Source organism: Streptomyces glaucescens, assembly GCF_002154375.1.
GTDB classification, from domain to species: Bacteria; Actinomycetota; Actinomycetes; order Streptomycetales; family Streptomycetaceae; genus Streptomyces; species Streptomyces glaucescens.
In genome coordinates, this window is the sequence record NZ_MUND01000221.1 from 1 (window position 1) to 14,774 (window position 14,774).

Sequence of the window (14,774 nt, forward strand, 5' to 3'; positions counted from 1 at the left end):
GACGCCGATCGGCGCGCCCGCGGGCACCCGCAGCACCTCGGCCCGCCCGCCCAGATGCAGCAGCACGGGCGGCGGATGGCCGGCGTTGGCGATGGTGATGCGGTGCGAGACCGGGTCGTAGACCGCGTAGAGGCACGTCGCCATGCGGTCGGTGCCCAGCCGCTGGGCCTGCTCGTCGAGGTGGTGCAGCACCTCCTGCGGCGGCAGGTCCAGCCCGGCGAGGGTCTGCGCCGTGGTCCGCAGCTGGCCCATGATCGCGGCGGAGGTCATGGAGTGACCCATGACGTCCCCCACCACGAGCGCCACCCGGCTGCCCGGCAGCGGGATCGCGTCGTACCAGTCGCCGCCGACCCGCGCGGTCTCCGCGGCCGGGAGATAGCGGGAGGCCAACCGCACACCGGTCGGCTGCGGAAGCGTCTCCGGCAGCATGGTGCGCTGCAGCTCGTCGGCGATGTACGCCTCACGGCCGTACAGCACCGCCTTGTCGATGCCGAGCGCACTGTGCGTGGCGAGCTGGGCGGCGACCAGGAGGTCGTCGGCCTCGAAGGCGATCCGCTCCGGACGGCGCAGGAAGACCGCCGCGCCGATCACCCGGCGCCGGCCGCGCAGCGGCGCCAGGATGGCCCGCTGGCCGCCGGGAATGATCGATTCGCCCTCCTCGCCCAGGAGTTCGGGCAGCGCGGCACGGGCGGCGGGCGCGTCGGCGAAGACCGGGCGGACGCCGCGCAGCACCTCGTTGAGGGCGCCGCCGGGCCGCACCTCGCACAGTTCGGCGGTGAGCGCGGACAGTTCGGACGGCTCGGGCTGGAAGACGGGCAGGAAGCCGCCGTCCGTGTCCCGCTCCTCCGGGATCCGGTCGGTGCGGCGCAGCCGCAGCACCACCGGGCCGGCGGGCCGCTCGTCGCCGACCGGCAGCGGGTCGCGCAGATAGACCAGGATCGCGTCGGAGAAGGTCGGCACGGTCGCCCGGCACAGCCCCATCACGATCTCGTCCAGGTCGATGCCGCGGGCGATCCGCCGGGTCGCGGCGCCCACGAAGCGCAGCCGGTCGCCGTCCCGGCGCATGGGTGTGGGCCGGCCGGGCGGCAGGCCCTGGCCGCTGCGGCGCTCCTGCTCCAGGCCCGGCTGGGCCGGGATGCCCTCCGGAGCGGGGCGCGGCCGGTGGTCCCCCACGCTCGGTTTCAGGCGCGCGGGAGGCGCGTCCAGCTGCTCGGCGGCGGCCGGCTGGGCGTGCTCGGGTCCGGTGCCGTCGGGACCGGGCGGCACCGGCGGGCCCGCGGGCGTCTCACCGGTGCCGCGGGCCTGGGCCTCGGGTAACCCGGATCCGCCGGGCGTGCTGCGCTGCTGCCCCGGGGTACGCAGGAGCGCCCCGCGGGGATCCACGGGGGAGGCGCCCGCCTGGGGGCGCTCGAAGGAGGTCGGCTGCTCCGTCACGCGTGTCGAATCCATCCGTCCGGGGCTGCGCGCCGCGCGTACCGCGTGCGCCGTTGCAGTTCGTCCCGCAGAAAGGCCGATACCCCGAATACGTGCCCAGGGAACGGATTTCCCGCGTGGTCGAAGGTTGTTCCTGTGCCACTCGCGGACCGGTCGCGGCCCGCACGGGTGCTGCGCTCGTACCCCTCGCTCACGTCCTGCCGCCCCTCGGTGACATGTGGTCAGGCCCGCTGCGCGCCCCGGGAGTTGCCGCCGCGCGCCCTTGCGGAGGACGATCCTACGTTTCTTGCCCGGGGGCGCATCAAGGGTCTCATGAGGACAGGTGCGCGGGCGTGCGGTCCCAGTCGTCCGGCAGAACGGGGACGGACCAGGACGGATCCGGGCGCCAGTGCTGCCAGCCGTCCGGGAACGGCGGGCCCCAGGCGCGGATCACCTCCACCGCGTCCCGCCCCGCCGCCCGCACCCGCTCGGCGAGCCGGGCATCGACCAGGCCGTCCCGCTGCGCCTGGGCGAACTCGTCCTCGTCCCGCCAGTGCCAACTGCGGTCCGGGTGCACCGAGATGTCCAGGAAGTGGTCCTCGGAGTCCACGCCGCCGGCCCAGCGGGCCAGCGGCTCCTCCAGATTGACGTACCAGTTCTTGAACTGCCAGCCCGGCTCCCAGAACAGCCACACCGACCACGCATCACCGGGCCGCGCCAGCTTCAGCACCCCGGTGCCGAACCAGCGGTCGCGCTGCACCGTGCGCGGCTTGGTGTAACGGGTCTCCAACGGCTCCAGGTGCACCGGAGTGCCGTCGGCGAGCACCGGCTTCACGCACTCGGTGCCGGGCGCCAGCCAGACGGCGAGCAGTTCCTCGTCGTCGCGGACGACGGTGACGGGGCGCACGATGTGGAAGCGGTCGCCGGCGTTCTCCCGGTACCGCCACAGGATCTGGCTCCCCGGCGCCCAGAAGGCCGTCGCCCCGCCCGCTTCCACTTCTCTCACCGTTCCGTCGTCTGCCATGCACAGATATTAGGTGTCACCGGCATACGACGCTGCGGTGCGCGTCACGGTTCACTCGCGCGCGAGCGCGGGTCACGGGCGGGTCATCCGCAGGACGTCCAGCGCCTCGTCGAGCTGCTCCAAGGTCAGCGCGCCCCGCTCGACGTACCCGCTCTCCAGCACCACCTGACGGATGGTCTTCCGCTCCGCGAGCGCCTTCTTGGCGACCTTGGCGGCCTCCTCGTACCCGATGTACTTGTTCAGCGGCGTGACCACCGAGGGCGACGACTCGGCGTACTCGCGGGCGCGTTCCCGGTGCGCGACGATCCCGTCGACGGTCCGGTCGGCGAGCAGCCGCGACACATTGGCCAGCAGCCGGACCGACTCCAGCACGTTCTTCGCGATGACCGGCAGCATCACGTTCAGCTCGAAGTTGCCGGCCGCGCCCGCGGCGGCGATGGTCGCGTCGTTCCCCATGACCTGCACGGCGACCATCAACGCGGCCTCGGGGACGACCGGGTTGACCTTGCCCGGCATGATCGACGAGCCCGGCTGGAGGTCGGGCAGCGAGATCTCGGCGAGCCCGGTGCGCGGCCCGGACGACATCCACCGCAGATCGTTGGCGATCTTCGTCATCGACACGGCGATGGTCCGCAGCTGCCCGCTGGTCTCCACGATCCCGTCCCGGGCGCCCTGCGCCTCGAAGTGGTCGCGCGCCTCGGTGAGCGGGAGCCCGGTCGCGCGGGCCACCTCCTCGATGACGGCGGCGGAGAAGCCGGGCGGCGTGTTGATGCCGGTGCCGACGGCCGTCCCGCCGAGCGGCAGTTCGGCCAGCCGGGGGAGGGAGGCCTGAAGCCGCTCGATCCCGTACCGCACCTGGGCGGCGTACCCCGCGAACTCCTGGCCCAGCGTCACCGGGGTGGCGTCCATCAGATGCGTCCGCCCCGACTTCACGACGTCCGCGAACTCCTCGGCCTTGCGGGAGAGCGAGGCGGCCAGATGCTCCAGGGCGGGGATCAGATCACGGGTGACGGCGGCGGTGGCGGCGATGTGGATGGAGGACGGGAAGACGTCGTTGGACGACTGCGAGGCGTTGACGTGGTCGTTCGGATGCACGGCCGTCCCCAGCCGCTCACTGGCCAGCGTCGCGATGACCTCGTTGGCGTTCATGTTGGACGAGGTCCCCGAACCCGTCTGGAACACGTCCACCGGGAAGTGCTCGTCCCACCGCCCCTCGGCGACCTCCGCGGCGGCCTCCTGGATGGCCTGCGCGACCTCCTTGTCCACGACCCCCAGCCGGGCGTTCACCTTCGCCGCCGCCGCCTTGATCCGCGCCAGCGCCTCGATGTGCGCCCGCTCGATCCGCTGCCCGGAGACGGGGAAGTTCTCCACCGCCCGCTGCGTCTGTGCCCGCCACTTCGCGTCCGCGGGGACCCGGACCTCGCCCATGGAGTCGTGCTCGATGCGGTATTCGCTCATACCGGCTATAGCGATCGGGGGTCGCGTGATGTTCCGGGGGGCGGGGACCCGCCCCCCGGAAGGGCTAGCTAGCCCAGCCCCGGACCCCGCACCGGAATGTGCGTGAACGTCGGTTCGGGCGCCGGGTTCTGGAAGAAGTCGTTGCCCTTGTCGTCGACGACGACGAAGGCCGGGAAGTCCTCGACCTCGATCTTCCAGACCGCCTCCATCCCCAGCTCCTCGTACTCGACGACCTCGACCTTCTTGATGCAGTCCTGGGCGAGCCGGGCCGCGGGGCCGCCGATGGAGCCGAGGTAGAAGCCGCCGTGCGCGGCGCACGCGTCGGTGACCTGCTTGCTCCGGTTGCCCTTCGCCAGCATCACCTTGGACCCGCCCGCCGCCTGGAACTGCTCGACGTAGGAGTCCATCCGCCCGGCCGTGGTGGGGCCGAAGGAGCCGGACGCGTAGCCCTCGGGCGTCTTGGCCGGGCCCGCGTAGTACACCGGGTGGTCCTTCAGGTACTGCGGCATCTCCTCGCCCGCGTCCAGCCGCTCCTTGATCTTCGCGTGCGCGATGTCTCGCGCCACGACCAGCGGACCGGACAGCGACAGCCGGGTCTTGACCGGGTACTTGGTCAGCTCGGCGAGGATGTCGTCCATCGGCTGGTTGAGGTCGATCCTGACGACGTCACCCTCCGACTCCAGCTGCTCGTCGGTGGTCTCCGGCAGGAACCGCGCCGGGTCGGTCTCCAACTGCTCCAGGAAGACGCCCTCGGCGGTGATCTTCGCGACGGCCTGCCGGTCGGCCGAGCAGGACACGGCGATGGCGACGGGGCAGGAGGCGCCGTGCCGCGGCAGCCGCACCACGCGCACGTCGTGGCAGAAGTACTTGCCGCCGAACTGGGCACCGATGCCGATCTTCTGCGTCAGCTCGAAGACCTTCTCCTCCAGCTCCTTGTCCCGGAAGCCGTGGCCGAGCGGCGAGCCCTCGGCGGGGATCTCGTCGAGGTAGTGCGCGGAGGCGTACTTCGCGGTCTTCAGCGCGTACTCGGCGCTCGTACCGCCGACGACGATCGCCAGGTGGTACGGCGGGCAGGCGGCCGTGCCGAGGGAACGGATCTTCTCCTCCAGGAACCTCATCATGGAGGCCTCGTTCAGGACCGCCTTGGTCTCCTGGTAGAGGAAGGACTTGTTGGCGGAGCCGCCGCCCTTGGCCATGAACAGGAACTTGTACGCGCCGCCGTCCGCGGCGTACAGCTCGATCTGCGCCGGCAGGTTGGAGCCGGTGTTCCTCTCCTCCCACATGGTGAGCGGAGCCATCTGCGAGTACCGCAGGTTGAGCTTGGTGTAGGCGTCGTAGATGCCCCGGGACAGGGCCTCCTCGTCGCGGCCCTCGGTCAGCACGTTCTGCCCGCGCTTGCCCATGACGATCGCCGTGCCGGTGTCCTGGCACATCGGCAGCACGCCCGCCGCCGCGATGTTCGCGTTCTTCAGCAGGTCCAGCGCCACGAACTTGTCGTTGGAGCTCGCCTCCGGGTCGTCGATGATCCGGCGGAGCTGGGCCAGGTGGGCCGGGCGCAGGTAGTGCTGGATGTCGTGGATCGCCTCCTCGGCCAGCTTCCGCAGCGCCTCCGGCTCCACCTTCAGGAACGTCCGCCCGTCCGGCCCCTCGACCGTGGACACGCCCTCGGAGGTCACCAGCCGGTACGGGGTGGTGTCCTCTCCCATGGGGAGCAGATCGGTGTACGCGAACTCAGGCATCTCGCCCATTCCTCACTCACGGCAGACAGCGGCTGGCCTCCATTGGCAGCGTCCACCAGCGTAGAACCTGGCGATGACGGCGAGCCTGTGAGGTAAGGCTCAGTTGGACCTCCGCCGGAATCCGGCAAAGGCTATCGCGATCTATCGTGTTTCGGTACGCTGCTGTCGTGGACCTTCAGAAGCAGACCGCGCCCGCCTCCGAACTCCGCGCCTCGGACGCCGAACGTGACCGCGTCGCCGACCTCCTCGGCCGCGCCCTCGCCGAGGGCCGCCTCACCGCGGAGGAGCACGCCGAGCGGGTCGAGGAGGTCTTCCGGGCCAGGACGGTCGGCGAGCTGGAACCGCTCGTCCGCGACCTGCCCGGCGCGCACCAGCACCGCGCGACCCCGGTGTACGGCCCCGCGCCCGGCCGCCCCACGGCCGGTGCCATCCCGGTGGACCCGGACCACAACGTGGTCGCGGTGTTCAGCGGTGCGCTGCGCAAGGGCCGCTGGCGCGCGGGGCGCCGCATCCACGCGTACGCGATCTTCGGCGGGGTGGAGATCGACCTCAGCGAGGCGCTGTTCGAGTACCAGCAGGTCGTGGTGAAGGCCTTCGCGCTGTTCGGGGGCGTCGAGATCACGGTGCCGGAGAACGTGTCGCTGCGCGGCACCGGCGGCGCCGTCCTCGGCGGCTTCGACGTGGAGCCGCTGGACGCGGACGACCCGAACGCGCCCGTGATCTACGTCGACGGCTGGGCGGTCCTCGGCGGCGTGGAGGCCCGTCCCAAGCGGGGCAGGCGCGTCGCCGACATCCTCGACCGTGTCCGCGGCGACCGAACCGGCGGTCGGGGACTCCCTGCATAGGCGCGCGTACAGCGGGTAGACCTTGCTGCATCGTCTCTCGCTCGCGAAGCCGTCGTCAGGAGTAGACCGTGCTGCAACCGCCGCATTCGTCCCTGCAGGTAGCTGCCGTTCCGGCCCCGCGGGTGCCAGCACGAGACAGGGATCAAGACGCTCCCTGGCACACCGAGGCGGTGTGCCGGCGCGACGAGGCCGGCCTCTTCTTCGCCCCCTCCAAGGAGCCCACGGCCGCGCGGCTCTCCCGCGAGGAGGCGGCCAAGCGGGTCTGTGCCCGCTGCCCGGTGATGGTGGAGTGCCGCGAGCACGCCCTGCTCCAGCCCGAGCCGTACGGCGTCTGGGGCGGCCTGACCGCCGCCGAACGCCGAGTCGTCCTGGCCCGGCGCCGCCGCCGCGACGTGGAGCTGAAGAAGGCGGCGAGGGCGGCCAACCAGATAGCGGCAGCGGGCTGACCGCCCGATCACGCGAAAGGCGCCCCCTCCGCACAGGGGGCGCCTCCTTTTCACGCGGGGCGCGCCGGCCCACCCTCAGGGGCGCGGGGAACCGGGCGGCCAGCCACGGACAACCCGCGGCCGCCCGGCATCCGTGCCACCCGCTTCAGTGGGCGTCACTTCGCCCGGTCGAAGTCGATCGCGCTGTACGCCCGCAGCTTGCTCAGCCGGTGCTCCGAGTCGATCCGCCGCACCGTCCCCGACTTCGACCGCATCACGATCGAGTCGGTCGTCGCGGTCTCCGACCGGTACCGCACACCCCGCAGCAGCTCACCGTCGGTGATGCCGGTCGCCACGAAGAACACGTTCTCCCCGGTGACCAGGTCCTCGGTGGTCAGCACCCGGTCGAGGTCGTGTCCCGCGTCGATCGCCCGCTGCTTCTCCTCCTCGTCCTTCGGCCAGAGCTTGCCCTGGATGGTGCCGCCGAGGCACTTCACCGCGCAGGCCGAGATGATGCCCTCGGGGGTGCCGCCGATGCCGAGCAGCAGGTCCACGCCGGTGCCCTCGCGCAGCGCCAGGATCGACCCGGCGACATCGCCGTCCGAGATGAGCTTGATCCGGGCACCGGTCTCCCGGATCTCCTGGATGATCCCCTCGTGCCGGGGCCGGTCCAGGATGACGACGGTGACGTCCTCGGGCGTGGCCCGCTTGGCCTTGGCGACCCGGCGGATGTTCACCGCCACCGGGGCGTCGATGTCCACGAAGTCGGCCGCCTCGGGGCCGGTGACCAGCTTGTCCATGTAGAACACGGCGGACGGGTCGAACATGGAGCCGCGCTCCGCCGCCGCCAGCACGGCGATGGCGTTCGGCATGCCCTTGGCGGTCAGGGTGGTGCCGTCGATCGGGTCGACGGCGATGTCGCACTCGGGCCCGGTGCCGTCGCCGACGCGCTCCCCGTTGAAGAGCATCGGGGCTTCGTCCTTCTCGCCCTCGCCGATGACGACGACGCCGTTCATGGAGACGGTGGAGACGAGGGTCCGCATGGCGCGCACCGCGGCTCCGTCGGCGCCGTTCTTGTCGCCGCGGCCCACCCAGCGGCCGGCGGCCATCGCCGCCGCCTCGGTCACGCGGACGAGTTCGAGGGCGAGGTTGCGGTCGGGAGCCTCGGAGGGGACATCGAGTTCGGACGGCAGATGATGCTCGGTCATCGGAGCGCACCTTTCTGATACGACGACGGCCGGATGAGGGTGTTGGCCATGACTCTATCGTCAGGGCGACAAAATGAGCAGGCCACCCCACGGATGAGCGGACCAGGGCACCTGCGACCATAGGGGCGTGGCAGGTACGAACGGCAAGCAGAAGACGGCCCGGAGCATGATGCTCTCCCTGGGCGTGACCTTGCTCGCGGGCGGGGTCATGTACCTCTTCATCCCGCACGAGGACGGTGAGCCGGATCTCAAGCCGGTCGACTACCGCGTCGAGCTGCTCACGGCCCGGCGGGCCGCGCCGTACCCGGTGGCCGCGCCCGAGGGGCTGCCGGGCGGCTGGAAGGCGACCTCCGTGCGGTACCAGGGCGTCGAGAACGACACCTGGCACCTGGGCTTCCACACCCCCGACGGCCAGTACGTCCAGATCAAGCAGTCCACGGAGAAGCCGTCGCGGTTCATCGACGAGACGACCGACGGCGCGCACGCGACCAAGGCCACCGAGGAGATCGACGGCCGCACCTGGACGCGCTACACCGGCGGCCGGTACGACGCGCTGGTGCTGCCCGCGGGCGGCGCGGCCGACGCGAAGGGTGCGGCCGACGCGAACGGCTCGGCCGGCGCGGGTGCCCAGGGCGCGACGACCGTGGTGGCCGGTACGGGCTCGTTCGCGCAGCTCAAGCAGATGGCGGCGGCCCTGGAACTGGGCTGAGCCGCCGACGGGACACGAGAAGGGCCCCGGCGGATGCCGGGGCCCTTCTCCGTGCGGGCGGGGTGCGCGCGAGGTGCGGCGACCTCAGACGGTCGTGACGACCTGCTCGAACGCCAGCCGCGGCGAGCGCGGGAACCAGGCGTCCGGGCCCGGCTTGCCGATGTTGACCACCATCAGCGGGGTGTGGTCGTCGTCCAGGAACTCCTTGCGCACGCCCTCGAAGTCCAGGCCGGTCATGGGGCCGGCGGCCAGACCGGCGGCGCGGACGCCGACGATGAAGTAGCCGGCCTGGAGGGCGGCGTTGAGCAGGGCGGAGTTCTCGCGGACCGGGCGCTCGGCGAAGAAGGCGTCCTTGGCCTGCGGGAAGTGCGGGAAGAGCTCGGGCAGCTCCTCGTGGAACTCGTTGTCCGCGGAGAGGATCGCGACCAGCGGGGCGGTGGCCGTCTTCGGCTGGTTGCCCTCGGCCATGTGCTTCACCAGCCGCTCACGGGCCTCGGCGGAGCGGACCAGGGTGATGCGCAGCGGGGACTGGTTGAACGCGGTCGGGCCGTACTTGACCAGGTCGTAGATCGCCTGGACCTGCTCGTCGGTCACCGGCTCGTCGGTGAACGTGTTCGCGGTGCGGGCCTCGCGGAAGAGCAGGTCCTGGGCGGCGGGGTCAAGAACGAGGGACATGGCTGAACCTTTTCGGACGGGGTGGTGAACGACTCCGACCCTACGGAATTGATGTTCAACGTTCAACCAAAAGCGGGCCGTGGTGATCCGCCTCACAGCCCGCACCTCGCACTCGGCCCCGCCACCGGACCGGCGACGCCGGTTACCGCAGCCCGGTTACCGCAGGTCGCCCTCGGGCTCCGCCCGCGCCGCCCCGGCCTCCTCCGCCGCGGCCTCCTCGGCCAGCGCCGCGTCCAGCCGGGCCCGCGCGCCCTCCAGCCAGCGCCGGCACACCTTGGCCAGCTCCTCCCCGCGCTCCCAGAGCGCCAGGGACTCCTCCAGCGTCGTACCGCCGGCCTCCAGCCGCCGTACGACCTCGATCAACTCGTCCCGGGCCTGCTCGTACCCGAGCGCCTCTTCCACCTTGCTGGTCATCCACTCACCCTAGGTTCGACTCGTACGGAGAACTCGCCCTCGGCCACCCGCGCGCGCAGCGCCTCGTCCGGCGAGACCTCGCCCGGATCGCGGACCACGTGCCCGTCGGCCTTCTGGAGCACGGCGTACCCCCGCTGGAGCGTGGCCGCGGGCGAGAGGGCCACCACGCGCGCGTGGGTGTGGGTCAGCTCCGACTCGGCGCGGTCCAGGAGATGGCCCAGGCAACGGCGGCCCCGCCCGGTCAGCGAGTCCACCAGGTCGGAGCGCTCGTCGATCATCCGGTGCGGATTCTCCATCGCCGGACGCGCCAGCGCGTGCGCCAGCCCGCGCTCCTCCCGGTCGACGAACGCCTCCACACAGCGCCGCGCCCGGTCGCGCAGCTGCCGCACCCGCTCGGCCTCCTCACCGACGTCCGGAACCACCTTCTTGGCGGCGTCGGTCGGGGTGGAGGCGCGCAGATCGGCCACATGGTCCAGCAGCGGGTTGTCCGGCTCGTGGCCGATGGCCGACACCACCGGCGTACGGCACGCCGCGACCGCCCGCACCAGCTGCTCGTCGGAGAACGGCAGCAGATCCTCCACGCTGCCGCCGCCCCGGGCGACGATGATCACGTCCACGTCGTCGATCTCGTCCAGCTCCTTCACCGCCTGGACCACCTGCGGCACCGCGTGGACACCCTGCACCGCGACGTTGCGCACCTCGAAGCGGACGTGGGGCCAGCGGTGCCGGGCGTTCTCCAGCACGTCCCGCTCCGCCGCCGAGGCGCGACCGCAGACCAGGCCGATCAGCTGCGGCAGGAAGGGCAGCGGCTTCTTGCGCTCCGGCGCGAACAGCCCCTCGGCCGCCAGGGCCTTCTTCAGCTGCTCCAGCCGCGCCAGCAGCTCGCCGACGCCCACCGGCCTTATCTCGGCGGCCCGCAGCGACAGCTGCCCGCGCGGCGCGTACCACTCGGGCTTCGCGAGCACGATCACCCGCGCGCCCTCACTGACGACGTCGGCCACGGTGTCGAACACCTGCCGGTAGCAGGTGACGCTCACCGAGATGTCGTACGACGGGTCCCGCAGCGTCAGAAAGACCACGCCCGCGCCCGGCCGCCGGGACAACTGGGTGATCTGGCCTTCGACCCACACCGCGCCGAGCCGGTCGATCCACCCCCCGATGAGCCGCGACACCTCACCGACGGGGAGCGGGGATTCCGGGGACGTGTTCACTGCCATGCCCGTGAGCGTAACGGCACCCACCGACAATCCGGTGCGGTCTGCGCCGGGCCCGGAGTGCCGCATCAGCCGGCCTCCCCGGAGCCCCGGCGGCCCCGCTGGACGGCCAGCACCACCAGGCCCGCCACCAGCCACACGGCACCCACCACCTGCGCCGCCCCCGACGCCTCCACGATCACGGCGACGGTGATCGCCGCCCCGAGCACCGGCACCAGCACATGCCGCCACCAGCTCACCGGCCCTCCCCCGAGCTCTCGGCTTCGCTCGGCCAGGGGGGACCCCCACCGCCATCGCGGCCGTACCGCGAACCAGGCCAGCACGCTCGCGTGCAGCAGCGTGAAAGCGGTCAGCGCACCGATGTCGACCACCGAGACCAGATGATCCATCCCGTCGTCCCGGCGGGCCGCCCACACCGCGGCGACCAGCGTGATCACCGCCGCGCACAGCAGGGCCACCCGCGGCACCCCGCCGTCCGTGCGGGACAGCGCGCGGGGCAGGCGGCGGTCGCGGCCCATCGCGAACAGCAGCCGGCCCGCCGCCGCCTGCCCGGCCAGTGCCGCGAACGCCGCCCCGATCGCCTTGCTGACGGCCACCAGATCGTGCAGCCAGCTCCCGACGGAGGTGTTGACGGCGTCGTAGAACGCGGAGCCCTGCCGCGCGGGGTCGGCGGCCAGCTCCGCCGACGGGACCGGTGTCAGCAGCGCCACCAGATAGGTCTGCGCGACGAACAGCACCCCCGCGAGGGCGAGGCAGAGGAGCACCGCGTGGGCCACCTTCGCCGAGCCGCCGGTCACCTCCTCGGCGAAGGTCGCGATGGCGTCGAAGCCGAGGTACGACAGCACCGCGATCGACACCGCCCCGACCACCGCGGACAGCGCGAACGCGCCCTGCGTGCCGTCCCCGGACAGCGGTGACAGCCATCCCCGCTCGGCGCCGTCCCGCGCGAGGACGACGATCGCGCAGACCACGAACACCAGCAGGACCACGATCTCCATCGCCAGCACGGCGAACCCCACGCGTGCGGCGGCCCGCACGCCCCACAGGTTGAGCAGGGTGGTGACGACGACGGCGAGCGTCGTCCACACCCAGCGCGACACCTCGGGGACCAGCGCCTCCATCGCGATCCCGGAGAACAGGTAGGCGACCGCCGGGATGAGCAGATAGTCCAGCATCGCCATCCAGCCGGCGACGAAACCGGCCTCGTTGCCGAGCGCCACGCGCGCGTAGGCGAACACCGAGCCCGCCTGGGGGACGACCCGCACCATCTGGGCGTAGCTGAACGCGGTGAACGCCATCGCCACCGTGGCGATCAGATAGACCAGCGCCACCGCGCCGTGCGACCGCGCGTCCAGGGTGCCGAACACGCCCACCGGGGCCATCGGGGCGATGAACAGCAGCCCGTAGACGACCAGGTCCCGGAAGCCCAGGCTGCGGCGCAGCCCATGGTGGCCGTCGGCCCGGGGGACCGCCGTGCCGGTGTCGGACATCAGTGCCTCCGCGCGTCGCGTTCGTCCGGTTCCGTCCCGCCCCGACCAGCTCAGGGCCAGTCTCCCCGGCCACGCGACCCGGCCGCGATCTCTGACCCCCCGAACGCGGCCTTACGATGGGTGCCATGACTGCTTCGCCTGGCCGCCGTGTCCTGCTCGCCGCCCCCCGGGGCTACTGCGCGGGTGTGGACCGCGCCGTGATCGCCGTCGAGAAAGCCCTGGAGCAGTACGGGGCCCCGGTGTACGTCCGCCACGAGATCGTCCACAACAAGTACGTGGTGCAGACCCTGGAGAAGAAGGGTGCGATCTTCGTCGAGCGGACCGAGGAGGTCCCCCCGGGGAACATCGTGATGTTCTCCGCGCACGGCGTCGCCCCCGTCGTCCACGAGGAGGCCAAGCAGGGCCGCCTCGCCACCATCGACGCGACCTGCCCGCTGGTCACCAAGGTCCACAAGGAAGCCGTCCGCTTCGCCGGCGAGGACTACGACATCCTGCTGATCGGCCACGAGGGCCACGAGGAGGTCATCGGCACCTCCGGTGAGGCCCCCGACCACATCCAGCTCGTCGACGGTCCGGGCGACGTCGCGAAGGTCGAGGTGCGCGACCCCTCCAAGGTGGTCTGGCTGTCCCAGACGACCCTCTCCGTCGACGAGACCATGGAGACCGTCGACGCGCTCAAGGAGAAGTTCCCGCAGCTCATCTCCCCGCCCAGCGACGACATCTGCTACGCCACGCAGAACCGTCAGCTCGCCGTGAAGCAGATGGGCGCCGAGGCCGACCTGGTGATCGTCGTCGGCTCCCGGAACTCCTCCAACTCCAAGCGGCTCGTCGAGGTCGCCAAGCTGGCCGGCGCCCGCGCCTCCTACCTGGTCGACTTCGCCGACGAGATCGACGAGGCCTGGCTGGAGGGTGTGACCACGGTCGGCGTGACCTCGGGCGCCTCCGTGCCGGAGGTGCTGGTGGAGCAGGTACTGGAATGGCTGGCCCGGCGCGGCTTCGAGGACGTGGAGATCGTCAAGGCGGCCGAGGAGTCCATCACCTTCTCGCTGCCCAAGGAGCTGCGCCGCGATCTGCGCGAGGAAGCGGCGGCGCTGGTCGCCGAGCGGGGTGGCGCGGGCGCCGCGGGGGCGTGACCGTCAGTCGTCCGTCGTAACGTGGAGCCATGCAGATCTTCGGCGTGGACATCGGCGGATCCGGAATCAAGGGTGCCCCTGTGGACCTCGGCAGGGGCGACCTGGCGGCCGAGCGCCACAAGGTGCTCACCCCCCACCCCGCGACACCCGACGGCGTGGCCGACGGCGTCAAGCAGGTGATCGACCACTTCGGCTGGACCGGGCCCGTCGGGCTGACCTTCCCGGGCGTGGTCACCGGCGGATCCACCGTGCGTACGGCGGCCAACGTCGACAAGGGCTGGATCGACACCGACGCCCGCGCGCTGTTCTCCGACCGCCTCGGCGGGCTCCCGGTCACGGTGGTGAACGACGCGGACGCGGCGGGCGTCGCCGAGATGTCCTTCGGCGCCGGACGCGACCGCAAGGGCACGGTCATCCTGCTCACCTTCGGCACCGGCATCGGCAGCGCCCTCTTCGTCGACGGCACCCTCGTGCCCAACACCGAGCTGGGCCACCTGGAACTGCACGGCCACGACGCGGAGAAGCGGGCCTCCAGCAAGGCCAAGGAGGACCACGACCTGTCCTGGCAGGAGTGGGCCGAGCGCGTCCAGCGGTATCTGGCCCACGTGGAGATGCTCTTCTCCCCGGAGCTGTTCGTCATCGGCGGCGGTGTGAGCCGCAAGGCGCACAAGTTCCTGCACCTCATCGAGGGCATCAAGGCCGAGATCGTCCCCGCGCAGCTCCAGAACAACGCGGGCATCGTGGGCGCGGCGATGCACGCGGCCACGGACGGTCCGGCCGAGGGCCCGGCCGGGGCGGGCTGAGCCCGCCGCGGTCCGGCCCGGCCCGGGCATGCGGACGGCCGCTGCCGGTCAGGCGCCCGAGGGCGGGCGGACGCGGGCGGCCGTGGCCCGCTGCGCCATCAGCCTCAGCTTGCGGACGGTCACGATGGAACCGGTGAGCAGGGTTCCGCCGTACAGCCATCCGGCCTGCGTCGCCAGTGCCGTGAACAGGGCCATCAGCCGGGCGCCGAGCCCGTCGCCCTCGG

At 72.0% G+C, this 14,774-nt stretch carries 14 protein-coding genes; 5 read left to right on the forward strand and 9 right to left on the reverse strand.

What is annotated here, in order from left to right:
• The 4 genes from CCN42_RS16175 to CCN42_RS16190 form a co-directional block, all read right to left on the reverse strand.
• A partial coding sequence (locus CCN42_RS16175) for a PP2C family protein-serine/threonine phosphatase (protein ID WP_211294719.1) occupies positions 1–1,449 on the reverse strand: 1,449 nt, incomplete at its 3' end.
• 295 nt (positions 1,450–1,744) lie between these two features.
• Positions 1,745–2,437: a cytidylyl-2-hydroxypropylphosphonate hydrolase gene (fomD, locus tag CCN42_RS16180; RefSeq protein ID WP_211294720.1), complete on the reverse strand. Its 693-nt coding sequence runs from the start codon at positions 2,435–2,437 to the stop codon at positions 1,745–1,747.
• A 72-nt stretch (positions 2,438–2,509) separates the two neighbouring features.
• Entirely contained in the window at positions 2,510–3,895 is a 1,386-nt protein-coding gene (locus tag CCN42_RS16185) for a class II fumarate hydratase (protein WP_086736444.1), read from the reverse strand.
• Positions 3,896–3,963: 68 nt separating this feature from the next.
• The gene (locus CCN42_RS16190; protein ID WP_086736446.1) at positions 3,964–5,643 is read right to left on the reverse strand and encodes a fumarate hydratase; all 1,680 of its coding nucleotides are present in this window, start codon (positions 5,641–5,643) and stop codon (positions 3,964–3,966) included.
• A gap of 158 nt (positions 5,644–5,801) precedes the next feature.
• On the opposite strand from CCN42_RS16190, the gene CCN42_RS16195 reads away from it, so the two are divergent.
• Together CCN42_RS16195 and CCN42_RS16200 are read left to right on the forward strand one after the other, a co-directional pair.
• Positions 5,802–6,479: a DUF1707 SHOCT-like domain-containing protein gene (locus CCN42_RS16195; RefSeq protein WP_086736448.1), complete on the forward strand. Its 678-nt coding sequence runs from the start codon at positions 5,802–5,804 to the stop codon at positions 6,477–6,479.
• A 68-nt stretch (positions 6,480–6,547) separates the two neighbouring features.
• A complete protein-coding gene (locus CCN42_RS16200; protein ID WP_086736450.1) occupies positions 6,548–6,925 on the forward strand; it encodes a WhiB family transcriptional regulator in 378 nt (125 codons plus the stop codon).
• A 155-nt stretch (positions 6,926–7,080) separates the two neighbouring features.
• Here the strand turns inward: CCN42_RS16200 and glpX are convergent, their stop codons facing one another.
• Entirely contained in the window at positions 7,081–8,112 is a 1,032-nt protein-coding gene (gene glpX, locus CCN42_RS16205) for a class II fructose-bisphosphatase (RefSeq protein WP_086736452.1), read from the reverse strand.
• Positions 8,113–8,239: 127 nt separating this feature from the next.
• Between glpX and CCN42_RS16210 the strand changes: the two genes are divergently transcribed.
• Positions 8,240–8,821, forward strand: coding sequence for a DUF4245 domain-containing protein (locus CCN42_RS16210; RefSeq protein WP_086736454.1), 582 nt, complete (start codon positions 8,240–8,242; stop codon positions 8,819–8,821).
• Between the two features lie 84 nt (positions 8,822–8,905).
• Here the strand turns inward: CCN42_RS16210 and CCN42_RS16215 are convergent, their stop codons facing one another.
• The 4 genes from CCN42_RS16215 to CCN42_RS16230 form a co-directional block, all read right to left on the reverse strand.
• Positions 8,906–9,496 carry a malonic semialdehyde reductase gene (locus CCN42_RS16215; protein WP_043503802.1) on the reverse strand — a complete coding sequence of 197 codons (591 nt, stop codon included), beginning with the start codon at positions 9,494–9,496 and terminating at the stop codon, positions 8,906–8,908.
• Positions 9,497–9,652: 156 nt separating this feature from the next.
• Positions 9,653–9,910, reverse strand: coding sequence for an exodeoxyribonuclease VII small subunit (locus tag CCN42_RS16220; protein WP_086167250.1), 258 nt, complete (start codon positions 9,908–9,910; stop codon positions 9,653–9,655).
• The gene (gene xseA / locus CCN42_RS16225; protein ID WP_086736456.1) at positions 9,907–11,127 is read right to left on the reverse strand and encodes an exodeoxyribonuclease VII large subunit; all 1,221 of its coding nucleotides are present in this window, start codon (positions 11,125–11,127) and stop codon (positions 9,907–9,909) included. Before xseA ends, CCN42_RS16220 begins: the two co-directional genes overlap by 4 nt.
• Before the next feature lie 65 nt (positions 11,128–11,192).
• Entirely contained in the window at positions 11,193–12,614 is a 1,422-nt protein-coding gene (locus tag CCN42_RS16230; protein WP_086736458.1) for an APC family permease, read from the reverse strand.
• A 116-nt stretch (positions 12,615–12,730) separates the two neighbouring features.
• Here CCN42_RS16230 and CCN42_RS16235 point away from each other — a divergent pair, with 116 nt between their 5' ends.
• Together CCN42_RS16235 and ppgK are read left to right on the forward strand one after the other, a co-directional pair.
• Positions 12,731–13,747 carry a 4-hydroxy-3-methylbut-2-enyl diphosphate reductase gene (locus CCN42_RS16235; RefSeq protein WP_086736460.1) on the forward strand — a complete coding sequence of 339 codons (1,017 nt, stop codon included), beginning with the start codon at positions 12,731–12,733 and terminating at the stop codon, positions 13,745–13,747.
• Between the two features lie 29 nt (positions 13,748–13,776).
• The gene (gene ppgK, locus CCN42_RS16240) at positions 13,777–14,550 is read left to right on the forward strand and encodes a polyphosphate--glucose phosphotransferase (RefSeq protein WP_086736462.1); all 774 of its coding nucleotides are present in this window, start codon (positions 13,777–13,779) and stop codon (positions 14,548–14,550) included.
• Positions 14,551–14,774 lie beyond the last annotated feature (224 nt).